The sequence below is a fragment of the Acinetobacter sp. ABJ_C1_1 genome (assembly GCF_044684115.1).
GTDB lineage: Bacteria > Pseudomonadota > Gammaproteobacteria > Pseudomonadales > Moraxellaceae > Acinetobacter > Acinetobacter nosocomialis_A.
This window is the reverse complement of sequence record NZ_JBITPU010000006.1, coordinates 148,280-172,560: the sequence shown is the minus strand read 5'-3', so window position 1 is coordinate 172,560 and position 24,281 is coordinate 148,280. Positions and strand designations below refer to the sequence as shown.

Genomic DNA, 24,281 nt, shown 5'->3' with positions numbered 1-24,281 from the left:
ATTTTATATTTCTTTTTAAAGAAAAACTTAAATTAATTAAATTCAACAACTTAAATTAAACTCATTATCAATTTATTTTAAATAAAATAAATTTAATGTATTTTACCAGATGATAAAAATTAGAATTAAAACCCAATTATTCATTAAAAAATAACCAATCAAAATACATAAAAATATAATGTTATTCTTGTTTTTTAATTGAAAGGTGCTATATTTCCACCGCACTACTTGATCAGAATAAAAGCACTGAAAAGTAAGCAATCTATACTTATAGGATATTTCGGGGATTTCATGAAAAAATTTATTTTTATAGCGACAGCTACACTTTTTAATATTACAGCAGCACAAGCAGCGGACGGTACAATTACTATTAATGGTTTAGTAACTGATAATACTTGTACAATCGATACAGGTGATAAAAACCTTACTGTGAATTTACCTACAGTATCATCTCAATCTTTAAAAAATGCAGGTGATGTTGCTGGCCGCACCCCTTTTCAAATTAATTTAACCAATTGTGCTTCAGCTGGAAAAGTTGCGACTTATTTTGAACCAGGCGCAACGGTTGATTTTAATACTGGTCGCTTATTAAACCAAGCTACCTCTGGTGCAGCTGCTAATGTCAATATTCAACTATTAGGAAGCAATAATGCAGTAATTCCTGTACTTGCTAAAGGAATTTCAGGTGCGCAGGATAACTCTCAATGGGTAAATGTTTCTGCTGGTGGTAATGCTGATCTTAATTATTATGCTGAATATTATGCGACTGGTGCATCTACTGTTGGTACTGTAACTTCACAAGTGAAATACACGATTATTTATCAATAAATTAAAACCAGCTTCTATTATTAAATAGAAGCTATATCTCATCTATTATTTGTTATTGAGAATATGACTCATGCTTTTTCGTGGTCGTAAATTTTTTTGGGGAATGGCTTGTCTTCAAGCCGTAATTGCTACTACAGGACATGCTGAAATAGTACTTCATGGTACACGTGTAATATACCCATCGGATGCCCGAGAAGTCAGCTTACAGCTCAGCAATAATGGTATAGCGCCTTCTCTTGTTCAAGCTTGGATTGATGACGGAAATGCAAAATCGACTCCCGATGAGTCGAATGTACCCTTTATTATTACACCTCCTATTTCACGCATCGAACCATCTAAAGGTCAAACCTTACGAATTACTGCGCTACCAAATGCGTCTCAATTAAACCAAAATAAAGAAAGTGTTTTCTGGCTTAATGTATTAGATATTCCCCCAAGACCAGAAGGGAAAAAACAAGAAAACAATGAAGTATTACCTAATAATTTTCTTCAATTAGCGATTCGTTCACGAATTAAATTCTTTTATCGACCAGTAAATTTAAAAGAAAATATTGATACATTTAGTGAAAAAATCCAGTGGGTAAAAAATGGGGAAACATTGCTTATTAAAAACCCTACTCCCTTTTACATTACAATAAGCTCAATTTTTCAAGAACAGAATCATCAAAAAACAGACTTATTAAAACAAGGTTTGATGATTGCTCCATTTTCAGAAGATCAGATAAAACTTAAAAATAGCAATATAACGAATATGAGCTTTGTTTATATAAATGATTACGGCGGACGAATTGAAAAAACAATAAAGTTCTAAGCTTATCTATCTTTTTAAAAATTTAAACACCTATTTATGAATAGGCATAAAGACTATGTCAGAATGGTTCATACTCAGCACATGCTTTAAAAAGCGCACTAGTTATTATCTAGTATTAAGCATAGCGATTAATGTGCCCTTAGTCGCATATGCGTCAGATAATATGAGTGGGCAAAATATACTAAAAGCAGACTTTGATACTAACTTTTTAGTGGGAAATGCACAGAAAATCGACATTGGTCGATTTAAATACGGCAATCCTATTTTACCGGGCGAATATAGTCTTGACGTATATATTAATGGACAATGGTTAGGTAAAAGAAAGTTTGTTTTTAAAACTACAAGTTCCAATGAAAATGCAAAAACATGTTTTACCGCAGATATGCTTTTAGAATATGGGGTTAAATCAGAAATTCTTCATCGGGAAGCAAATAATTTACCTACCTGTAGTGATTTAGAAAAATGGGTCAACGATGCTTTTTATCAATTTGATACTTCTCGTTTAAGACTTGATATTTCGATCCCTCAAGTTGCTTTACAAAAAAATGCTCAAGGATACGTCGACCCACGTTTATGGGATCGTGGTATAAATGCTGCTTTTTTTGCATACAATGCTTCTGCCTACCGTATTGTAAGTAATGACCATGAAACAAATCATGCTTTTATGGGTACAAATGTCGGGATAAATCTCTATGATTGGCAGTTACGCCATACTGGACAATGGAAATGGCAAGATCATAACGAAATCTCAGAAAAGACTTCTTCCTATACATCAAATAATACTTATGCCCAAAAAGCATTTCCTAAGCTCAATAGTGTCGTTACATTAGGTGATTACTTTACCAATAGTAATTTTTTTGATGCCTTACCTTATCGTGGAATTAACATATCAAGTGATGACCGTATGCTGCCTAACAGTATGCTTGGATATGCTCCACAAATTCGGGGTTATGCAAAGACTAATGCGAAAGTTGAAGTACGCCAACAGGGAAATTTAATTTATCAAACTACTGTTACACCCGGAAGTTTTGAAATTAACGATCTTTACCCGACAGGTTTTGGTGGTGAACTACAAGTTTCTATATACGAGACCAATGGAGAGATTCAAAAGTTCTCTATTCCCTACGCTTCTGTAGTAGAGATGCTACGCCCAAAGATGAGCCGTTATTCTTTTACTCTGGGACAGTTTAGAGATGCCAATATCAATTTAAATCCATGGCTGGTACAAGGTAAATATCAAAGAGGCATTAATAACTATTTAACAAGTTATGCAGGATTTCAGGCGACCGAACACTACCAGTCTTTTCTCATAGGTAGCGCATTTGCAACTCCAATTGGTGCAATTGCATTTGATGCAACTCGATCGAATGCAGATTTCGAGCAAAAACCTACACTTAAAGGGCAAAGTTACCGTTTAAGTTATAATCGTTTATTTACGCCAACGAATACAAATTTAACTTTGGCAACCTACAGATACTCAACCGAAAATTATTTGAAATTAAGAGATTCAATTTTAATTCAAGATTTACAACAAAGAAATATCGATAGTTTTTCTGTAGGTAAACAAAAAAGTGAATTTCAGGTCACATTAAATCAAAGTCTTCCAAATCAGTGGGGCAATTTTTATTTGGTAGGTTCATGGATTAGTTACTGGAATCAACCTCATCGTAATCAACAATTTCAATTTGGATATAGCAATCAATTTAGAGATTTAACCTACAGTATTTCCGCAATGACTCATGAGCTAGACTTAGAAAATCAACGGTCAGATCATGAAACGCAATATTTATTGTCCTTATCTTTTCCACTTAAAATTAAGAAAAACACAATTAACTTTAATAGTTCTATTTCAGAAGATAGTAAGACTTTAGGGATGAGCGGTTATATCGGAAACCGCTTTGAATATGGCTCATCCGTTTCATATCAAGATCAAGGACAAACCAGCGCAAATATTAATAGTACCTACCGGACCAACTACACAACTGTAGGTGCGTCATTTAGTCAATCAGACGCATATCAACAGGAAATGGTCAATTTAAACGGAAGTGTAGTTGCCCATTCGAAAGGTCTTTTATTTGGACCAGATCAAGTGCAAACCATGGTATTGGTCTATGCGCCTGAAGCCACAGGTGCTCGAGTCGGCAACACGTCTGGTCTAAGCATTAATAAGCAAGGTTATGCAGTTATTCCTTATGTTACCCCGTACCGTTTGAATGACATTAGCCTTGACCCTCAAGGAATGCCATCAAATGTTGAACTTTCAGAAACAAGTCACCGTATTGCACCTTATGCAGGATCAATAACCAAAGTCGATTTTTCAACAAAAACGGGTTATGCACTCTTTATTAGTACCCAAACACCTAATGGTGGTCATCTGCCATTTGCTGCGCAAGTTTTTAACCAGAATAACGAAGCGGTTGGAATGGTAGCTCAAGGTAGTCGCATTTATTTACGTACTCCTCTGACCCATGATCATCTTTATGTGAAATGGGGAGAAAGTAATACCGAAGAATGTCAACTTGAATATGACATTCAATCAAAAATCTTACAGGAAAAACAATCAATTATTATGACAGAGGCAATCTGCAAATGAAAAAAATGCTTATACAGAATGGCTTACTAATTACGAGTTTCTTTATTTACAACCAAGCCTATGCAAACTGTACTTTAAGTAAAGGTTTTACCACAGTGGATATTCCAATAACGATTGGTACCATTGTAGTTCGTCCAACCGATCCAATCGGAACAGTTCTACAAAAGAATACTTTTACCATTTCACCCAATAATTCTACTGCAACGTGTAACCGCCCCAGTGACCAAATTACAGCGGCTCTACCTCTAAATTATCCAATTAGTGCTATAGGCAATAATGTTTATGCTACAAATATTCCGGGTATAGGCATTCGAATTTATCGTGAAGTAACAGACTCTTCAAACGCTTCTGGCTATTACCCTTATAAACTTACATTGACTCCCCAGACAACATACACTCTTTCACCAGGCTATTTTGTCTTGGAAGTGATTAAAACTGCTGCTACTACTGGTTCTGGGGCATTGGTGGCTGGTCGTTATAGTACTTACTATGTAACAGGTCAACAGAATCGTCCCTTCTTAACAACCACAGTATTAGGAAGTGCACCTATTCTCATTGCATCATCATCTTGTGAAATCCAAAATGGCGTAGATACGGTTGTCGAACTTCCCACTGTGACAAAATCAGGCTTTAGAGCTATCGGATCAACTCAAGGCGAGAAAAACTTTAACCTATCCATTCTGTGTAATGGTGGCGAGAATAACTCGGGTGTACCTACAAGTAATACATTGAGTTTAAGCTTTGACTATAATTCTGACACTGCAAATAGTCAGGTTATTAACAACAGCGCTGCTGAATCGACTAAAGCAAACGGCGTTGGTGTAGAGCTTCTATGGAATATGAATGGTGCAAACAACACGATTCAAAAAGGAAATAAACTAGGGATTGGTACTATAGGCTCTAACCAAACGGTTCAATATGATGTCCCCTTAACTGCGCGTTACTACCAGACTGCTGCCAATGTCACCGCTGGAGAAGTCAAAGCTAACGCCACAGTCACGATTCAATATGATTAGAATAGTTTTGGTACATTCTAAGTACTGACTCTGAACAGCACATAGTTAGATATATTGAATGAAAAAATTATAGAAATAATTTTTAATTAATACTAAAAAAATTAATTTTTAACATGAATTATTTTTTAAATTTTACTAATAAATAAGCTAAAAAAATGCTCATAAGCGAATAAAGCTCATGAGCATTAGTGATAACCACTTAACCTGAAATACAAATTGTGGGAAATAGATCACAATTTGCATGACTATAATTTCAAAATTTAGCTTAAATATCAAGTCTTTTTTTTAACAAAAGTTTGATAAAACTATTTAACCGGTTAATTTTAAACAAAAATTAATTAAAAATAAAATTCAGACTCCCTATTCTACAGGCTTTCTAAAGAATTATCATTCTATTAATTAAGAAAATATGAATTTTATAGAGACTAATGTGCAATATAATTAAAAAGTCTCTCAAGTAGATAGTTTGACATAAAAACAAACCTTCATAGTATGTAACTCCATAAATTATAAAGCTTTACATAACCTATAAGAAAAAAAACATAAACAAATCTAGAAATATTCTTCAATTACAGCCTAACTTCAAGTTTTTACTATAAAACCGCATGCTTATTTTTTGGAAAATCTTTTGTATTTTATTATTAAGTTTAGGGGCTTTCGGAATTGGTATAGGTATTAGTCATTTAGATTTTTTCTTATTTTTTATTGGTTTACTTTTTCTACTATGCTTTTTTCTAGCTTTAAAACAAGCACGAGAAGATGCAGGAATTTTTCCCGACGAATAAAAATTTCTTTAATTTAATAGGTACATTAAGAAAAATAGAGTTAAAGAAAATTTAAAATTAAACTCTAAATGGCTCAAAACAATTTAAAAGAAAATCCATCACTACTCTTACCACAGGACTACTCCGTAGATCTTCGTGTATGACCAACCAAATTTCAGCGCTCATCGGGTCATTATCTGGTAATTTTACCAAATTGCCTTGTTGACCTAAAAAGTCAGGTAATACAGCTAAACCTACTCCCCCACATGCTGCTCTCCATTGCAACTCAGGATGATTAGTAACCATGAGTGGCTCTTTATTATTCAATTTCTCTTTTAATTTTTGTTGTTTCTGTCCATGTACACCACCGACCTCCACACTAATCCACTCATAATTTTCTTGGTTCGTTGAAGCCAAATAACTTGGAGTAGCATATATTCCAAAAGGGATTTCTCCGACTTTACGAGCAACTAAATATTCATCTTTAGGTCGCCCAAACCTTACCGCAATATCAGCCTCTCTATGCTGCAAAGATACATAATGAACATCCCCAAGTACACGCAGTTTTAATTGAGGATAATGATGATAAAACTTTCCGAGATGAGGCATGATTAGATGAGCAGCCGTTAATGGAGGCATACTAATAGAAACAGTACCCGTAACCTCCTGCTGTCCAGCTAGAGCAAGCCGCTCAATAGAAAATGTCTCTTCCATCATACGTGCCACTACTTGGGCAAGCCGCTCGCCTTCCGATGTTAAAACGTAAGTGCGAGGTCTACGATCAACTAATTTTAATTTTAAGTTCTGTTCTAACTGAGCGATTCTTCTTGCAACAGTGGCATGGTCAACCCCTAACTTTCTTGCCGCAGCTGAAAGTGATTTTTCTTCAGAAAAAACTGAAAAGTAATGTAAATTTTCCCAATCTATCATTGTGCAAATTTTCACATCAGAGATGAATTAATATGGAATTGTACACCTTTAAGTGATTACTCAGAATAGAGACATTCTTTTTCGGAGCCTTATCATGAATAAAATGATGGTTTATGCCTACACAGGTGTTGTAATAACGATGCTTTTTTGGGGCTCAGCATTTAATGCGATGTCTTATATTATCCAATCGATGCCTCCTCTTTCAGCAGCAGCTGAACGTTTTACGCTTGCAAGTCTTGGCCTATTTATTGTTTTTGCGGCCATGGGAAAATTGCGTTGGACCGTTTTACGGCAGAATTTATTTATCTATCTTCTTATTGGAATTATAGGTATTGCTGGTTTTAATATAGGCTGTTTCTATGGCTTACAAACCACATCAGCAGTCAACGGTGCTTTAATCATGGCAACTACGCCATTGATTACTCTACTGTTAGCAATTTTGCTCAATGGAGAAAAATTAACACTTCCTAAATCTATTGGTGTTGTATTTGGCTTAAGTGGTGTGCTTTTCGTTATTAGCCATGGGCATATTTCAACGCTACTTCATTTAAAAATAGCAATCGGTGACTTATTCATCTTACTCGGTGGTATCAGCTTTTGTTTAGCCAATGTGTTATCACGCCGTTATGTAAAAAATGCTACGCCGTTAGAAACTACCACTTTCTCTATGTTGTTCGGTGCTTTGACTTTAATCATATTAAGTCTAATTTTCGAACATCCATTTAAAGCAGTTGTTATGGCACCTATTACTGCACACTTGGCAATGGGCTACGTCATTATCTGCTCTACCATGATTGCTTATTTATTTTGGTTTAATGGCATTCAAAAACTAGGCGCAGGCCGAGCATCAATCTTTTTTAATTTTGTTCCAGTTTTTAGTATGTTGGTGGCACTGTTGGCTGGTCAAGCTCTTAATATCTGGCAACTTATAGGGACTGCTTTAGTCATGCTAGGCGTGCTAAGTAGTGGAGGATTTATTCAAATCAAGCGTCCGACACTTATGGCTAAGCCTTGTACGAAATAGTGATCACACAAATTCATCTTAATTATTGCGTTGTAACAAAGAATGTATGTTTCTTTAAAACTTAACAATTGGTTGCCATATATAGTTTTAAAAACACAACAAGGAGAAATTAAGATGAATTTGGATTTTACAACAATCGAAAAACAGGCCAGATTGCTAAAAGAAGAGCAAGAGAAACTAGAACAGCAAGATCATGATTTTCAGTTAGCTTTAGACAAACACAGAGAATCATTAAAAGACTTATTTAAAGAATTATTTCACGATCGAGAAATTAAAACAGAAAAAGGAGGCCAATTTTGTGTCGTATTTGGTGATTTTAAAATCTCTTTACTGATTGAAACTGCCAAATTTGAAAATGGCGTACCCGTTAAATTAAACTCTGTGAACCCACTTATCGTTAAATTTAAGAAAGATAAACCCGTTGCAAAAGCTCAATTTTCTGATGCAACACAATATCTCGATAGCGCTTTTGAAACACCCCACTATCAATACTATTATAAGCACGATGATAAAACTCAGTTAGTTCAATTTTCGGAACTATCTGTATTTTTTCAGGCCATTCTTGATGCAGAAGTCTGATGATCTGCCCTCATTAGAGGGCTTTTTTATAAGCTTAATTTATAGGTTAAATATTTCCATATTTATAAAATCAGTCATAACACCAGTTGAATTTTCACAGCATATCTAAATTTATGAGCCCACAAATTTTATAGCAATGGTTTAAATAAACCCATTGCTTCTTTTTTAAATAACTTGTATATACATGTTTGTATTTGTTTGTACAAAATGGATTCTAATAAAAGAAAAGCTCTTAAAGGATAAGGAGAGTGTTATGGACTCATCAACTGGAACATCGAAAAGCGGATTTGTTGAAAACCGAAGTATTGACTTTATTCCTGAAAATGAAAGGCATGGCAATATATTCGCCCAATTTACGCTTTGGTTTGGTGCCAATTTACAGATTACAGCTATTGTCACGGGTGCATTAGCCGTCGTATTAGGGGGCGATGTATTTTGGTCAATCATTGGCCTATTTATCGGACAATGCTTTGGTGCTGCTGTCATGGCTTTGCATGCAGCTCAGGGACCAAAACTTGGCCTTCCCCAAATGATTTCCAGTCGGGTTCAATTTGGAGTGTATGGTGCATGTATTCCCATTATTCTGGTTTGTCTAATGTATATTGGCTTTACCGCAACTGGTGAAGTACTGGCTGGTAAAGCGATTGCGCACCTTGCACAAGTCAGTAATACGACAGGTATTTTAATTTATGCTTGTTTTATTATTGTATTTGCAACTATTGGCTATCGCTTAATTCACTGGGTAGGAAAAGTCGCAAGCGTTATCGGCTTAATTGCTTTTATTATTATCCTTACTCAAATTTTGGCTCTTTCGAATATTTCAGAATTGCTTGCGGTACGCCATTTTAGCTGGTCATCATTTTTATTAGCTGTTTCTCTTTCTGCTTCTTGGCAAATTTCGTTTGGGCCTTATGTTGCCGATTACTCTCGTTATTTACCTACAAAAACCTCTTCAAATCGGGTGTTTTGGGCGGTTGGACTCGGGTCTTTAGTCGGTTCACAAATTTCTATGACACTGGGTGTATTGATTGCTCAAGTATCGAATGGTGGTTTTGTCGGTAATGAAGTTCAATATGTTGTAGGCATGAACCCAATCGCTCTCATAATTACTTTCTTATATTTTAGTATTGCCTTTGGAAAGGTCACTTTATCCACACTCAATGCTTATGGCAGTTTTATGTGTATAGCAACCATTTGGAATAACTTTAAACCAACTGGACAAATTTCAAAACTGACCCGACTTATCATTGTTCTTGCAATGGTTCTAATCTCAACATTTATTGCTGTTGTAGGTGAACATACCTTCTTAAGTGCATTCAAAGCTTTTATTTTATTTCTTCTGACATTTTTCATTCCTTGGAGTGCAATTAATTTAGTTGATTATTATTTTATTTCTAAAGAAGAATGTGATGTAGACGCACTATATGATCCAAATGGTAAATATGGACGCTGGAACATCATTGGTATTGCTTGTTATTTTATTGGCATATTACTTCAACTACCCTTTATCGATAGCAAATTTTACAAAGGACAAATTGCCGAAATGTTAGGTGGAGTTGATTTATCTTGGTTAGTTGGATTGTTATCAACTGCGCTTTTATATTATGTGTTAGCAAAAAGAGCTCAAATAAAGGTTTCAAAAAATCTTGAGCTTGAACAAATTAAATAATTTCAGATGAGATATCAAAGTTAACAGATTAGTACTTTGATATCTCTTAAATATTTTCGTCTACTCTTGAACAATCTTTACCTGTGCAGAAGCAGGTAATCCAAATAATTTATCGAACGTCCAGTTAAATATAAATGTATAAATTGGAATGATGATAATAAAGGCAACATCTAGCCAGAATGCGGCAACGAGAGAAATATTCATCCACCATGCAATCAGCGGAATTAAGAACATCACCAAAGTGATTTGAAAACCGATCGCATGTCCGATTCTACGTTTAACCGTACGTGTCTTATTTTCTTGGCGGGCTTCCCATTTTTCGTAAAGAATGTTGTAAATAAAGTTCCATGTTACCGCAATGGTCGTAATCATGACTGAGAGCGGACCAGTATGCTCTACACTATCGCCAGCGAGAAGAGCTAAACCAACTGATGAAATCACCATTCCAATAATTTCATATGAGGACACATAAACAATACGACGCTTTAAACCTTGCATAACCAATCATCTTTTCTTACTTCTTTTTATTTTAGTTTCAGTTAAAATCACACATAAAGTTAACAGCTTTCAGTTTTACTGATATCAAAATGAATTTTAATAGCGAAAATATAGAGCTTTTCTTAACTGTATTAGATACAGGATCTTTCTCGGCAGCGGCGCGTAAGTTAAATCGAGTACCATCAGCAGTGAGCATGGCTGTTGCCAATATCGAGGCAGAACTTGGTTACCCCCTGTTTGAACGTACTCACCGTAAAGTTATTCCTACTTCGGCAGCTTTAGCATTAGAGCCTCAAGCAAGAATTATTGCTGAGCAACTTAGGCTATTAGGCACCCATGCCTATGAACTTTCATTAGGGCTTGAAAGTAAACTAAAAATTGGTGTTGTTTCAGATGCGAATACCGATTTACTTTTTAAAGCCATAAAGAAACTGGCTGACAAATTTCCCTTACTTAACATAGAGATTATTACAGCTCCACAAGACGATATTCTAAATTTGCTCTATACAGAAAATATTAGTCTTTGCCTTGCAGGTTCAGATCTCAATATAAAAATGCGTGAAAGTTTGCAATTGGTGATGAATGAAACTCTAGTCGCCACAATTTCTGCTCATCATCCACTTTTAAAACAAAAAAATAAGTTAATCTCTATTGAAGACTTGATTAATGTTCGGCAAATTGTGGTTGCAAGTAGCGAATTAAATATGCAGGACTCACGTTCCATCGTTGGGGCCATGTATTGGAAAACCAATAGTTTACAAACTGCCATTCATATGGTCGAGGCTGGTTTAGGATGGGGAAATTTTCCTTTATCTTTAATAAAAGAAAAAATTGAGCAAGGACATTTAGTTCAACTAGATTTTAAAAATACAAAAAATCATTTACCGCTCTCTATTTATCTCATCTGGCTCCAAGATAAACCCTTATCAAAAGCAGCAAGAGAGCTTGTACAAATTATTCAAGCCAACTTATCTAATGCTGCTCATTAAAAACCGCCATATAGGCGGTTTTTCAGTGCTTATTTAGATTTATCAGCTTCAGCTTTATCATTCTTATGCTTATAACAATAGCCAAACATTGCACCTGCGCTGAAGAAAAACATTGCTTTTAACATGATGACACTCCTATGCCTCGTTTAGTGAAAATCAAACTTAGCATTTAGGTATGTTTCACTTTGACTACTATTTAAATCAGTTTTGTTCATAATGAAAATTTACGTGTCAATTTTTTTCAATTTATTAAAAAACGTCTAAAAACTATTTATTTGATTTTATTAGATTAATTTTTTAAGAGATTTAGACTTTAGTTATCATTTAAAAACAAAGCAAAAAGCCTATTCATAACGAATAGGCTTCTTACTGTATTTCAGGACTAAGCAATAATAATAATTATCAAAAATACTCCACTACTGTATAAATTCCAAGTGTTTTAGTCAAGTATAAAATTCATCAATTACAAATAGTTGTAGGAAGTGTGAAAGAATAATCATTCTGTGTTTTACTGACAAAACTTACTATAAACTTACACTAATTCTAAAAGAGAAAAGTCTTCTCATTTTTAGTTTAGAAAGTTCAAAATTTTTATAGATGGGTAGTGATAGATTTAATAAATTCATCTCTATATGCGCCAAGAACAACTTGTTCTACCCTATTCATTCTATTGCGCATATCGTGAGCCACAGTGATAGATTCTGATGTTTTCTCTTTCTCATCCGCCTTTCTAATAAATAGTGGTTTATCACTTAAGTGATCTACAACAAAATTAAATGTTCTACGCAAATCTTGAAAAGTAAAAAAGATATTACACTGCTCTTCTATCTTTTTTCGGAATTTTGAAATATTAACAATATGACCAGTTTTAGACTTCACAGATGGGAACACCCATTCTTCCCTAATTTTCATTTTACGTTTTTTCATTAAATGCCAAAGGAAATCACCCATATAAATTTTATAGCGCTCATTATTATAAGTATTTATAAAAGAGAGGCTACCTTCGTCCAAGTCTAGATCTTCCCAACGTAAACATTCACACTCATTTCTAAAGAGCCCTGTTAAAACAAGTGTTAATAAAAAGTCCTTATTTGTTTCATTTTCTTGGCCCCGACCTTGATATTCAATAATTGCATGGACCCATTTTGTTAAATTTTCTCTATCAATATAATTATTTCGAGGTGGAACCGCTTGCCAAAGTTGTTTCGAATTTAAAAAAGTAACTGGGTTCATCATAGGTATGACTGTTTCTTTATTTTTATCTTGATAATATTTAACCGAAAAACAATAAACAGCTCTCAATACCCGCATAGATAGATTCGCTTTTGCATAACTACTTTTAGATAACTGGACATACTTATCTTCAATCATCTGTTCAGTAATATGAATTAGTTTAAGCTCCCCCCAGTCTACTAAGTATTTTTCTATGACTTCTTTATAGTCAACTAATGTCCTTTCTTTTAGGTTATGGTGATTTATATAAGTCTGGAAAGCTTCATTTAAGTCGGGCTGATAATTTTTCTTATCTAAATTATTTTTTAATATTTTATTATTCTTGATAGTTGAATGTTTGGGATCAGATAAATCTTTTAACTTTTGCTGGGCAAGTATACGTGCTTCTTCGAGTGTAATGTTTTCGTAGTCTCCTAATTTACAACGTATTGATCTACCTTTTACTTTCTTCTCTACAATATAGGTTTTATAGGAATTATTTACACGAATAGCAAAGCCAATAATCTCACTGTCGCGATAAATTGCTGGAATGAGTTTAAGTTGATCGATAAATGGCTTAGTTAGCTTTACTCGTGAAGTGCTCATAAGCTAGAATCCCTATCGCTTGTGATAATTAACAATATAGCAAAATATTTTTCAGGTCTACTGCGCCTACTTTTGAAAAATACTTGTGTTTAATAAAAAAATTGATTAGTATTGCAGGCACTGAAAAGCCTTGAGATTAAAAGCTTTTCTTACTTATAGGGCCTATAGCTCAGTTGGTTAGAGCAGCGGACTCATAATCCGTTGGTCCACAGTTCAAGTCTGTGTGGGCCCACCAAATACAAACCCCAAAAACCTAAAGTTTTTGGGGTTCTTTAATTTTAGGCATCTTAAAATACTGCTGAATATCACTACATTATTCAAAAATTGGTCGCTTAAACTTTAAAAGATCTTTACCTATTTCCATATTTTTAAATATTCCCTTTAGTATTTATGATTGTTATAAATTATTGAGTTAATTATTTGATATATTCTTAAGCCAGATTCTGTTTAGGAATTGATTTCGAGTTTTCCATTTGAATATCCCAAAACTTTTCCCATAAATCACAATATTCAAGACATAAGTTTTCTAAATGAACATAGTCTTCTTCTGTACAAGCTTGCATCAAAATAAACCATAAATCTTCTTCATGATCATCATCTGCTGCCTCAGCAGTTTCATCTTCGGATACACCATGAACATGGTAATACCCACCACCCTCAACCTCTATACCGACAGCACTGGTTGCTCTTCGCAAAGGTGGACTATATAAAATAACTTCTTCTTCGGCTACTGCTAGTAAAGCGGAAACAGCTTTATAGTCGTTATAGGAGTTTTCTAAAAATTCTCTTACTTGATGTGCAATGCTAGTCGGTTTATAACTTCGGCGCTCTTCCTCAGTTACTCCAAAATCATTAAGCACATCTTCGAATAATGGATAATGAGCATATTCAGGGTTTCCCTGATAGTAACCATCTCGGTCAGCTCCGGGTCTAAATCCAAACTCATCAAATATATTCAGACTCAAAAGAAAACGTGGGAACATTTTTGCCCCTGCGTGCAATCTAGGCTCTAACTGCTTTGTTTGATACTGAGCCATTAATAAAGCATCTGTGAATGTTTGTACGATTGCATGGCGATATTCCAAATGAATACGCTTTAAATTTTCTTTATTAATCTCTCCGTTATTTAAAGTTCCAATTGCAGGATGATGAGATACCGGATGCTGCGCAATCTTCGCTCTTAATTGAGTTAAAAAGTTAAGATTTTTATCCCAAAGTTCAGCTGAAATGCTTTGTTTCATCCCTGCGAGTGCCTTTTTCCTAGGATTATTAAAGTTCTCAAATTTTTTAGGCATAATCCACGCTCGTTAAACTTATTAAAGTTCTTTGGTTTTCCATATTTTATTTTAAAAACAAAGAGTTATACCAAAAATAAAACTCCTTTTATCAAAAATCCATATTAGAATTAAAATCATACGAAATCAAATAGAATATTTAAAAAAAGTTAAAAATAATGCTTATTATTTTTATAATATTAACTTGAATCAAATTATGTTTTTGATTATGATCAATTTGATTAAAAATTTAAAATCTATGTAAAGTAATAATTAGTTTTAACTATATGGAACAGTAATGTCAAAAAAAGAAGATATTATAAATACTGCTTTAGATCTTTTTAACCAAATCGGTTATAACGCTACAGGCGTAGATAAAATTATTGCTGAATCAAACGTCGCGAAGATGACTTTCTATAAATACTTTCCTTCCAAAGAAAGTTTAATCATGGAATGTCTACATCATCGAAATATTAATATACAAAATTCAATTTATGAAAAATTAAATTTACATCCAGATGCTGAGCCGCTTGAAAAAATACATCTTATTTTTAACTGGTATATTGACTGGATTAATAGCGAAAACTTTAATGGTTGCTTGTTTAAGAAGGCATTTATTGAAGTATCTAAACAATACACCTCAATTCGTGAACCATTTCAAGAATATACAAATTGGCTTATCAATTTACTCAACAGTTTATTAGTAGAGTTAGATATTAAAGACCCTACTCCGCTTACTCATATCATCATCTCGATTATTGATGGGATTATTATTGATGGAACCATTGATAAAGAATTGATTGATCCTGTAAAAAAATGGAGATATATCGAGTATTTAATTAAAACCGAGAATTCATAGTATTTTTAATATATAAAAGATTACTTTAAATTGATTTATTATATATTTTTCTATTGGAGAGTTAAAATATAATATTAATAAATATAAATTTTATTAAATATTTCAATTTAAAAATTAAAATAAATAAAGTTTAATATGTTGATAATTTTCTACCTTTTTAGACCAACTCATATTAGAATTCCGCAACCTTATTGTCTCCCACGTCTCTATGAAAAAGTTTTTAGGCAATTCTATCTTCAAAGCAGTTGGTTGGACCTATGATGTAGATCCTACAATTCTTGAAAAAAAACAAGTTATTATTGGGTTCGAGCATACTTCTAACCTAGATGCGATCTTATCAATCGCTATGTTTCAAATATTAGATTTAAAGATTCATACGCTAATTAAAAAAGAGCTTTTTAAAGGGCCAATGAAGCCCATACTTGAGAAACTAGGTGGCATTCCTGTAGACCGCAAAGCAAGCAAAGATATTGTGTCTCAAATGGTCGAGAAATTTCAAAGTAATGATACCTTCAATCTAGTCATTGCCCCTGAAGCAACTCGTGCAAAAGATGGATCTGAGCGTAAACCTATTCGTACAGGTTTCTGGCATATTGCAAAAGCTGCGAATGTTCCAATTGTACTGATGTATGCAAATGCAAGAACAAAGAAAGGCGGTATTTTAGGTAAGATTTACCCTTCTGATTTGCAAAAAGATCTTGAAACGATTAAAGAACTTTACGCGCAATATGATATTGATGTGAAGATTAACTAATTTTTTCTGTAACAACTTTAGGAACTATTTTTTACTTAAATTTAGGGCCTCTAAGCTTACTTAATTGGTTAACAAAACATAGGACAACAGTTTTCAAGAAAACCATGCCTATGATAATATTCTGTCACTTTTGCATTTTTTAATTTTTGGAGTTCACTTCCATGGCGGGTCATTCTAAATGGGCCAATATTAAGCATCGTAAAGCTAAACAAGATGCAAGTCGCGGTAAAGTTTTTACTAAATATATTCGTGAAATTGTGACTGCTGCCAGACTTGGTGGTGGAGATGCTGCTAGCAACCCTCGCCTTCGTGCTGTTGTCGAAAAAGCACTTTCTGTCAACATGACACGTGACACCATTAACCGTGCAATCCAACGCGGTGTTGGTGGTGAAGACAATGACGATTTAAAAGAAGTAACTTACGAAGGTTATGGTGTTGGTGGTGTTGCTGTCCTTATTGAAACAATGACAGATAATCTTAACCGTACAGTTCCAGATGTACGTCACTGCTTTAGTAAAACCAATGGTAACTTAGGAACTGCGGGTTCTGTATCTTACCTATTTACTAAACGTGGCGAAATTACTTTTGAAGATGTGTCTTTAGAAGACAAAATCATGGAAGTTGCTTTGGAAGCAGGTGCAGAAGATATTGAAGTTTCAGAAGATGAAATTTTAGTTATCACCTCACCAGAAACTTTTGGTGAAGTTCAAGATGCTCTTGCTGCTGCAGGCTTAAAATCTGATAACGCAGAAGTTGTGATGAGCCCATCAACAAAAGCTGAAATTACAGATATTGACCAAGCAAAACAAATTCTTAAAATGATCGATATGTTTGAAGATCTTGATGATGTTCAAAACGTTTATACAAACGTTGAATTCTCAGATGAAGTTTTAGCTCAATTAGATGCTTAAACAAAACATTGAAATTAAAAAACGCACCAATCGGTGCGTTTTTTTTATAGTTTATTTAATAAGTTATAACAGTTAAACACATTGTACTCTTTAATGACAAAACTCGAATGTAGAGCAACCACATTGTCAATTTTACCAATACGTCTTAATAAAATTTCGCTGTAGTCATCCATATTACGTGCCACTAATTCAAGAATAAAATCGGCACTTTGACCCGTCACTAAAAATGCATTTGTAACTTCAGGAATCGCTTCAATTTCAGAAAGAAATTTATCGAAGGTCTCACTATCATGTTTACTTAAAGAGACTTGTAGCAAAATATGCAAGGTAAACCCCAATTTGCTAAAGTTAATTTCTCTTTTAAGCTGCCCCATGATATTAGCTTCAATCAAATGCTTAATGCGGCGATGAACAGAGCTAACTGAAAGATTAATCCGTTCTGAGAGCTCATTCAAATTCAGGTCTTCATGAGACAAAATTTCCAGAATTTGTTTATCAAAACGGTCTAACTCCATTCTTTTCTCCAATGAGCTCTTTTTAGGTTAACAGTATATCCTAAAGCTAAGTCTACTTTAAAAATCAAACTCAATTAAAAAAGAATTAAGCTTTACTTCAATATCTTGAGTCAACACTGTGCCTGTTAACTGTGCAGTGGTATGACGTTTATAGCGCATTTGCAATCGTTTATCGCCTTATATCTCTTCAACATTTTCCTTACCGCCTCAAAGAAAGACCATCGCATCTTAGAACCCCTACAATTTCTTTAATAAAATCAATAACTTTATATAATTTTAAAAAGTTGGCACTGTTTTTGTTATGCACATATGGGAAAACTTTATCCGATGTGGGGAATGCTTGTGAAAAAAATCAAAACTTTAGTTCTTGCGATGAGTACTGTCAGCCTAACAGGTGTAGTTATGCCTGCTCACGCGGCTACTGATGCAGAACTTAATGCATTACGTGATGAAGTAAAGGAGTTGAAACAACTCGTCCAGAAACTATCTGATCAACAAAAAACAGTTTTATCGGTTAGTGCTCCAGCAACAACTCCCGTAGCACCAGCTACTCCTCCTGTATCAAAACCAGGTTGGATGGCAATGACGGATGGACAAACCCAAGTTAAGCTTTATGGTAGTGTCCGTGCAGATGCAACCTATGACTTTAAAGGTTCAAATGGCAGCATTTCAAATGGCGCTAACTATCCATTAAATAAAGATGATCCAAAACAAGATTCACTAAATGTATCTGCTGCGACTTCAAGAATTGGTCTAGACATCACTCGACCTACTCAGTACGGAGATTTAACCGGAAAAATTGAAGCCGATTTCATGGGTGGAAATGGCGATAATGGTAATGGTACCTTCCGTGTTCGCCATGCTTATATGTCTTTAGGAAAATGGTTAGCAGGTCAAACGACTTCACCTTTTGTAAATACAGATACATCACCAGAAACAGTAGATTTTAATGGCGCTATTGGTACAGGAACAACGCGTACTGTACAAGTCCGTTATACTCAGCCGATTGATGCACAACAAAAAATATTAGTTGCCTTAGAAGGCGGCGATGTTGAGAAAGCTGGTAACGCTGCTGGTGGAAGCCGCTTTCCTGCTTTAACAGCACGATATGATTTCAAAACTACAGATAATAAAGGCCTATTACAGTTACATGGTCTTGCTCATGAAAACCGTGTAGCTCCCAAAGATAGCACTTCTGAAGAAAAATTTGGTTGGGGTGTCGGCATAGGTGGTAAATATGATTTAACACCTCAAGATAGCTTGGTTGCTAATTACTATCATGTTAAAGGAGATGGCCGCTATTTACTTTATAGCAACTCAGCTTATGCCTATGACACAACAACTCAGGATATTAATTTAGCTGAATTTGATAGTGCAGTTATCGGCTATCAACGTAAATGGAGCCCTATCCTCCGCTCTACTTTTGCAATAGGCGGTATTCAATATAAAGATGATAGCATCTATGCAAATAGCAATTTAATCAGCACCAGCTATAACAAAGAAATTTATAATGCACTGGTTAACCTAATTTGGAACCCTGTTAAGAACATTGACTTAGGTGCAGAATATACTTATGGCCAGCGCAAAACATTTGCAGATGATAAAGGCGATTACTCCCGCATAAATTTATTAGCAAAATATAGTTTCTAAAATTTGTATGTAAAAAAAGAGCCTTTCAAAAGGCTCTTTTTTATTAATAGTATTAGTGCATGGCTTGAATTTTCTGCAAGAACAGTTTAGCGCGCTCATGACGAGCCTCTAAATTATCAAAAAATTCATTGGTTGGACAATCTTCAAGAATTTTCCCTTCATCCATGAAAATTAAGCGGTTAGATACGCGTTTAGCAAATCCCATTTCATGGGTCACACACATCATGGTCATACCTTCATGAGCAAGTTGCACCATAACTTCAAGCACTTCACCTACCATTTCAGGGTCGAGTGCCGAAGTAGGTTCATCAAACAACATACAGACCGGGTCCATCGATAATCCGCGAGCAATTGCAACACGTTGTTGCTGCCCACCAGAGAGTTGACCTGGAAATTTATCTTTATGAGCAAGTAACCCAACGCGTTCTAAATACTTAAGCCCCTTTTCACGCGCTTCAGCAACTGAACGTTTTAACACCTTCACTTGAGCAATGGTTAAATTTTCCAAAACAGTCATGTGCGGAAAAAGTTCAAAATGCTGGAACACCATTCCTACACGAGAACGGAATTTTGCCAGATCAGTTTTTGGATCTTTTAATGAAACCCCATCAACAATAATGTCACCTTGCTGAAATGGTTCTAAAGCATTTACAGTTTTAATGAGCGTTGATTTTCCTGAACCAGATGGTCCACAAACAACAACGACATCACCTTTTTCAATACTCGTCGTGCAATCTGTTAAAACCTGAAAATCACCATACCATTTAGAGATATGTTGGATGTCTATCATTGGCATTTAAAATCTCCAATTAGCGAATGATGGCAATTTTTTTCTGTAAGCGTTTGACTAATTGTGATAGCACAAACGAGCTACAGAAATACACCACAGCGACGATTAAGTAGAATGTTGCTTTTGTTTCAGGACCATAGGTATTAGCCAATGTATCTGCACGACCTAAGAAATCTGGTGCACTAATCACATAAACTAATGACACATCCTGAAAGAGAATAATGGTTTGAGTTAGTAATACTGGGAGCATATTACGGAAGGCCTGCGGTAACACCACATAACGCATAGATTGCCCATAGGTAAACCCTAAAGCGTAGCCTGCATTGACCTGACCTTTTGAAATAGACTGAATACCAGAACGTACAATTTCCGAGAAAAATGCAGCTTCAAAAATAGCAAAGGTCACAACACTGGAAAATAATGGCCCCCAATAAGTATCTGATTGAAACTCAAATATTTTCGGCAACAAAAAATAGAAAATAAAGATGACCTGAATTAATGGGATACCACGAAACAGATCGACATAAAATTTCGCAAAGTTACTTGCAATGGTGCTGTTAGATAAACGCATCATTGCCAATGGAGTTCCAATCAGGATCCCCCCCATCATCGCAAGTACCGTTACCGTAAGCGTGAAGATAAAACCTTCTTTTAATGCAGCAATAACATCAGGGTTATGTAATAGAGAAAAATCCATATTTATTTTCCTCCCGAACCTAAACCTGGTACAGCCATGCGTTTTTCAATCCATGCCATCACAAATTTAATTGTGTAGGTAATGATCAAATAAACCGGCGTAGACAGAATAAGAATAATAATGTCCTGAGAAGTTTCTTCTCGCATGGTTTTGGTATAAGCGAAGAAGTTCAAAACACTTAGAGCATATAGAACTGCCGAGTTCTTGAAGACGTTCATGGCTTCTGAAGTAATGGTTGGCCATACCGTACGGTATGCAACCGGTAAAATCACATAACGATAACTTTGCGCTGTGGTGAAACCCATTGCAGAAGCTGCAAATTTTTGTCCACGAGAAACCGTGTTAATCCCCGCTCTTACATGCTCAGAAACACGTGCTGCGGTATATAGACCCAAAGCAAAAACACCAATAACAGCAGGATGATGATTTAAAATATTTTTCCACCAACCACCTGCTACGACGTCCCCACTTCCAGCACTTAAACTATCTGGTAAGAACTCTGGGAATACAAAAGCCCAGAAGAATAACTGTACAATTAAAGGAATATTACGGAATATTTCGACATAACAGTTGCCGATAAAAGCAAGCGGTTTATTGGGTAAAGTACGAATTACCCCGAGGAGAGAACCTAATAAAAATGCGATAAGAAAGGCTACAACGGCAGTCCATACCATAGTAAAGACACCAGAACCTAACATTTGTAACCATGTGGGCGCCTCAGAATAGGCATTGTAGCTAGAGCTACCAATGACTTTACAAACTGATTCTGCCCATGCGGCTTTATCGACACCATATTCATTAGACTCCGCACAGAATATAGTCCAGTTTAGCGAGCCGACTGACATGTTTGCCCCTTAAATGAATATCTTAGAAAATAGACCACTTGTGCAAATGAAGTTTTACACTTGCACAAGTAAATTTAGGACAAAAGGATCTGGTTAGATTCCTGCATCTGTTGGGTGAGCTTTAAGTTTTTTGTAAGATGAACTTGGTTGCATGTTCAAATTAGTATTTTTTGGTGGGATTGGCGATAAGAACCATTTCTTATATAAAGCGTCCATTTGACCAGTTTTCCATAAATTATTTACGGTACGGTCAGCAATTGCTTTAAATTTTGGATCATCTTTTGCAATCATGATGCCATAAGGTTCTGACGAAAGTACTGGCCCTACAATTGCGAATGCTTTTGGTGTAGATGACTTGGCAATTAGACCAGCTAAGATATTGTCATCCATTACAAATGCTGCGGCACGACCAGATGCCATCATGGCAAACGAGTCAGAATGGTCTTTACCATAAATGTTTTGTACATTAAGTGACTGACCTTTTTCATTCATTTTAATGTACTTGTCTGATGTTGTACCTTGAGTCGTTACAACTGCTTTACCATTTAAATCAGCTAGACTCTTAATACCAGAGTTGGCTTTAACAGCCATACGCACTTCTGTTGCATAGTAGTTCGTTGAAAAACCAACTTGCTGCTGACGCTGTTTAGAGTTTGTAGTGGTACCACATTCCATATCAATATTGCCGGCTAAAAGCTCAGGAATACGTGTTGATGAAGTGACTGCCTTGTATTCAACTTTTAAACCAGGCATTTTCAATTCTTTTTTAATATCATTTGCGAACTGGTTACAAATGTCGACTGCATAACCTACTGGTTTACCTCCAACAACGTATGAAATTGGGTCGGATGATTCTCGGTGACCAATAACGATTTTTCCAGTACTTTTAATTTTAGCTAATGTATCTGCTGCCTGAATTTGAGAAGTAGCACCAACCGTACAAAGCATAACTGTTGAAACAATGAGAGAGGTTGCAGAACGTTTCATAAGAACTCCTTGATGATCATTCTCTCTATTTGTCTAAAGAATCATTCTTATAGAGAAATAGAGCGATTTATTATTAAATTGCAATTATCGAGCCAACTTTTCCAAGCAGGACTCCATCCATTTGCTTCACTTATTATTCATCTGTTTCGCAGAATTAATACCTTTAAAACTGCTCACATGTTTCTACTTTAATCTAAGTTTTAATCTTCTGTCTATTATTAAGCTCATCTATTTACACTTAAATGTGGCAATTATTGATTACAATGTAAACACATGCACAATAAAGTGGCTTAAATTTTTCTAAAAACAGTTTTTAGAAAAAGATTACTTTCTTGATAAAAAGAAAAATTAAACTTATTAAACGGTTAGACCGAAGTAGATTATTTTTCGAAAAAAGAAGATAAAGCATCAAAATAATATTTATAAATGTTTTAATAAAATCCATTTATAAAATTGATAGTAATATTTTTACAATTAAAATGTTTTTGGGAATATGAGAAAAAAAAGGCCCGATTTATTTCGAGCCTTTTTATAAAATCTATAAATTAAATGCCTCGCCAATCAACTCGTGCATTCCTTTCAGTTTGATAAATTCTTAAAACATATTGTCCAAGCGGCAAATCAAGTAAACTTTTTTGATAATTGCTCCACTCTGGCGACACCTCTTCATCCTCTTCGGGCTCCCATGGTGTCCCTTTTATTTCTAATAAAGGTGCAAGCATAGAACACACCGAAATATCAGCGAGACTTAAGCGGTCTCCAACCATATAACGTGCTTGGTTTTCAATGAGGTACTGATTCAACTCACTGATGAGTTCATCCATACGTTCTTTTGACTGGCTCACCACTTCCCCTTCAAGCTTATAGTTCTTCTTTACTAAAGTCTTGAGGAAAGGTTTTGATATTTTTTCAAACTGGCGCAAGTAACCTTGTTCGCCCATCATAATCTCTAGAGCATGGTCGCCGTGGGCTAAAGTATGGGCAAGTGCCCAACGACGTACATGTACACCCAGTTCATCTGCCAAACTATCTATCTTGAGTGTTTGCTGTCTAAGTTGCTCATCACGGCGTAAAAGTGCATGTTCTGGATAGGTGTCATCCAGATAAAGCGCAATTTTAGTTGATTCAGCAATCCAGCGATGGTCATCTTTCAAAATTGGCAATAAATTTTGCCCTGTTTTGAGTTGTGCAAAAGCACGATGAAAGCCAGGAATCAAATTATGTGCAACGTAATCAAGTTCTTTATGGTCTAACAACCAGCGAGCTTTTTCACAATAATGAGATAAAGGAAACTGATACAAAACCCGCATAAAATCTCCACGTTTATTTTTATTTGACTATTCGTACAAAAATCGTCTTCGGTAACTAGATACTTTAGAAGCTATTTTTAATGAAAACAATGGATATTGTGCTCATTTTTCACTGACAGTTAGGGCTATATTTTTTATATCTTTTTTTACCGTACTTATAGCTCTTTTTC

Annotated in this window: 23 protein-coding genes and 1 tRNA gene; 14 read left to right on the top strand and 10 right to left on the bottom strand. The window is 35.0% G+C overall.

The features are described 5' to 3' along the window. Positions 1-291 precede the first annotated feature (291 nt). The 5 genes from ACG59Z_RS09940 to ACG59Z_RS09920 all read left to right on the top strand — a co-directional run bounded on the left by ACG59Z_RS09940 (position 292) and on the right by ACG59Z_RS09920 (position 6,033). Positions 292-828: a fimbrial protein gene (locus ACG59Z_RS09940; protein WP_400199071.1), complete on the top strand. Its 537-nt coding sequence runs from the start codon at positions 292-294 to the stop codon at positions 826-828. 70 nt (positions 829-898) lie between these two features. Continuing rightward, positions 899-1,639 (top strand): molecular chaperone, encoded by a 741-nt coding sequence (locus ACG59Z_RS09935; RefSeq protein ID WP_400199069.1) that lies wholly within the window; start codon positions 899-901, stop codon positions 1,637-1,639. A gap of 55 nt (positions 1,640-1,694) precedes the next feature. Next, on the top strand, positions 1,695-4,232 hold the full coding sequence (locus ACG59Z_RS09930) for a fimbria/pilus outer membrane usher protein (RefSeq protein WP_400199067.1): 2,538 nt from the start codon (positions 1,695-1,697) through the stop codon (positions 4,230-4,232). Further along, complete coding sequence (locus tag ACG59Z_RS09925; RefSeq protein ID WP_400199065.1) at positions 4,229-5,248, top strand: fimbrial protein; 1,020 nt, start codon at positions 4,229-4,231, stop codon at positions 5,246-5,248. Before ACG59Z_RS09930 ends, ACG59Z_RS09925 begins: the two co-directional genes overlap by 4 nt. 605 nt (positions 5,249-5,853) lie before the next feature. Next, a complete protein-coding gene (locus ACG59Z_RS09920; protein ID WP_263613549.1) occupies positions 5,854-6,033 on the top strand; it encodes a hypothetical protein in 180 nt (59 codons plus the stop codon). A gap of 57 nt (positions 6,034-6,090) precedes the next feature. On the opposite strand, the gene ACG59Z_RS09915 is transcribed toward ACG59Z_RS09920, so the two are convergent. After that, positions 6,091-6,942 carry a LysR family transcriptional regulator gene (locus ACG59Z_RS09915; protein WP_400199064.1) on the bottom strand — a complete coding sequence of 284 codons (852 nt, stop codon included), beginning with the start codon at positions 6,940-6,942 and terminating at the stop codon, positions 6,091-6,093. Positions 6,943-7,036: 94 nt separating this feature from the next. Here ACG59Z_RS09915 and ACG59Z_RS09910 point away from each other — a divergent pair, with 94 nt between their 5' ends. From ACG59Z_RS09910 to ACG59Z_RS09900, 3 genes are all read left to right on the top strand, one after another. Beyond that, positions 7,037-7,966 (top strand): DMT family transporter, encoded by a 930-nt coding sequence (locus tag ACG59Z_RS09910; protein WP_400199063.1) that lies wholly within the window; start codon positions 7,037-7,039, stop codon positions 7,964-7,966. A 114-nt stretch (positions 7,967-8,080) separates the two neighbouring features. Further along, entirely contained in the window at positions 8,081-8,545 is a 465-nt protein-coding gene (locus ACG59Z_RS09905) for a hypothetical protein (protein ID WP_400199062.1), read from the top strand. Positions 8,546-8,798: 253 nt separating this feature from the next. Further along, a complete protein-coding gene (locus ACG59Z_RS09900) occupies positions 8,799-10,214 on the top strand; it encodes a purine-cytosine permease family protein (protein WP_400199060.1) in 1,416 nt (471 codons plus the stop codon). A 60-nt stretch (positions 10,215-10,274) separates the two neighbouring features. Here ACG59Z_RS09900 and ACG59Z_RS09895 read toward each other — a convergent pair whose 3' ends face one another. Beyond that, positions 10,275-10,712, bottom strand: a complete 438-nt coding sequence (locus ACG59Z_RS09895; RefSeq protein WP_400199059.1) for a PACE efflux transporter — start codon at positions 10,710-10,712, stop codon at positions 10,275-10,277. An 89-nt stretch (positions 10,713-10,801) separates the two neighbouring features. Between ACG59Z_RS09895 and ACG59Z_RS09890 the strand changes: the two genes are divergently transcribed. Then, a complete protein-coding gene (locus ACG59Z_RS09890) occupies positions 10,802-11,701 on the top strand; it encodes a LysR family transcriptional regulator (RefSeq protein ID WP_400199057.1) in 900 nt (299 codons plus the stop codon). Positions 11,702-12,292: 591 nt separating this feature from the next. Here the strand turns inward: ACG59Z_RS09890 and ACG59Z_RS09885 are convergent. Further along, the gene (locus ACG59Z_RS09885) at positions 12,293-13,519 is read right to left on the bottom strand and encodes an integrase (RefSeq protein ID WP_400199054.1); all 1,227 of its coding nucleotides are present in this window, start codon (positions 13,517-13,519) and stop codon (positions 12,293-12,295) included. Between the two features lie 158 nt (positions 13,520-13,677). On the opposite strand from ACG59Z_RS09885, the gene ACG59Z_RS09880 reads away from it, so the two are divergent. Continuing rightward, positions 13,678-13,754: transfer RNA gene (locus tag ACG59Z_RS09880), tRNA-Ile, on the top strand. 196 nt (positions 13,755-13,950) lie between these two features. On the opposite strand, the gene ACG59Z_RS09875 is transcribed toward ACG59Z_RS09880, so the two are convergent. After that, the gene (locus tag ACG59Z_RS09875; RefSeq protein WP_400199053.1) at positions 13,951-14,814 is read right to left on the bottom strand and encodes a hypothetical protein; all 864 of its coding nucleotides are present in this window, start codon (positions 14,812-14,814) and stop codon (positions 13,951-13,953) included. A 277-nt stretch (positions 14,815-15,091) separates the two neighbouring features. Between ACG59Z_RS09875 and ACG59Z_RS09870 the strand changes: the two genes are divergently transcribed. From ACG59Z_RS09870 to ACG59Z_RS09860, 3 genes are all read left to right on the top strand, one after another. After that, a complete protein-coding gene (locus tag ACG59Z_RS09870) occupies positions 15,092-15,652 on the top strand; it encodes a TetR/AcrR family transcriptional regulator (protein WP_263613540.1) in 561 nt (186 codons plus the stop codon). A gap of 208 nt (positions 15,653-15,860) precedes the next feature. Next, the gene (locus ACG59Z_RS09865) at positions 15,861-16,406 is read left to right on the top strand and encodes a 1-acyl-sn-glycerol-3-phosphate acyltransferase (RefSeq protein WP_311087791.1); all 546 of its coding nucleotides are present in this window, start codon (positions 15,861-15,863) and stop codon (positions 16,404-16,406) included. Between the two features lie 161 nt (positions 16,407-16,567). Further along, complete coding sequence (locus ACG59Z_RS09860) at positions 16,568-17,317, top strand: YebC/PmpR family DNA-binding transcriptional regulator (protein ID WP_263613538.1); 750 nt, start codon at positions 16,568-16,570, stop codon at positions 17,315-17,317. Positions 17,318-17,361: 44 nt separating this feature from the next. Here the strand turns inward: ACG59Z_RS09860 and ACG59Z_RS09855 are convergent, their stop codons facing one another. Continuing rightward, positions 17,362-17,832 (bottom strand): Lrp/AsnC family transcriptional regulator, encoded by a 471-nt coding sequence (locus ACG59Z_RS09855; protein ID WP_002050132.1) that lies wholly within the window; start codon positions 17,830-17,832, stop codon positions 17,362-17,364. Positions 17,833-18,174: 342 nt separating this feature from the next. Between ACG59Z_RS09855 and ACG59Z_RS09850 the strand changes: the two genes are divergently transcribed. Next, the gene (locus ACG59Z_RS09850; protein WP_400199050.1) at positions 18,175-19,482 is read left to right on the top strand and encodes a DcaP family trimeric outer membrane transporter; all 1,308 of its coding nucleotides are present in this window, start codon (positions 18,175-18,177) and stop codon (positions 19,480-19,482) included. 52 nt (positions 19,483-19,534) lie between these two features. Here ACG59Z_RS09850 and ACG59Z_RS09845 read toward each other — a convergent pair whose 3' ends face one another. The 5 genes from ACG59Z_RS09845 to ACG59Z_RS09825 all read right to left on the bottom strand — a co-directional run bounded on the left by ACG59Z_RS09845 (position 19,535) and on the right by ACG59Z_RS09825 (position 24,111). After that, the gene (locus ACG59Z_RS09845) at positions 19,535-20,278 is read right to left on the bottom strand and encodes an amino acid ABC transporter ATP-binding protein (RefSeq protein ID WP_002049786.1); all 744 of its coding nucleotides are present in this window, start codon (positions 20,276-20,278) and stop codon (positions 19,535-19,537) included. A gap of 13 nt (positions 20,279-20,291) precedes the next feature. Next, the gene (locus ACG59Z_RS09840) at positions 20,292-20,969 is read right to left on the bottom strand and encodes an amino acid ABC transporter permease (protein ID WP_002049960.1); all 678 of its coding nucleotides are present in this window, start codon (positions 20,967-20,969) and stop codon (positions 20,292-20,294) included. 2 nt (positions 20,970-20,971) lie between these two features. Then, the gene (locus ACG59Z_RS09835; RefSeq protein WP_004709206.1) at positions 20,972-21,814 is read right to left on the bottom strand and encodes an amino acid ABC transporter permease; all 843 of its coding nucleotides are present in this window, start codon (positions 21,812-21,814) and stop codon (positions 20,972-20,974) included. Positions 21,815-21,907: 93 nt separating this feature from the next. Beyond that, positions 21,908-22,801 (bottom strand): amino acid ABC transporter substrate-binding protein, encoded by an 894-nt coding sequence (locus ACG59Z_RS09830; protein WP_002049815.1) that lies wholly within the window; start codon positions 22,799-22,801, stop codon positions 21,908-21,910. A 545-nt stretch (positions 22,802-23,346) separates the two neighbouring features. Beyond that, complete coding sequence (locus tag ACG59Z_RS09825; RefSeq protein ID WP_002050156.1) at positions 23,347-24,111, bottom strand: glutathione S-transferase family protein; 765 nt, start codon at positions 24,109-24,111, stop codon at positions 23,347-23,349. Positions 24,112-24,281: the final 170 nt, after the last annotated feature.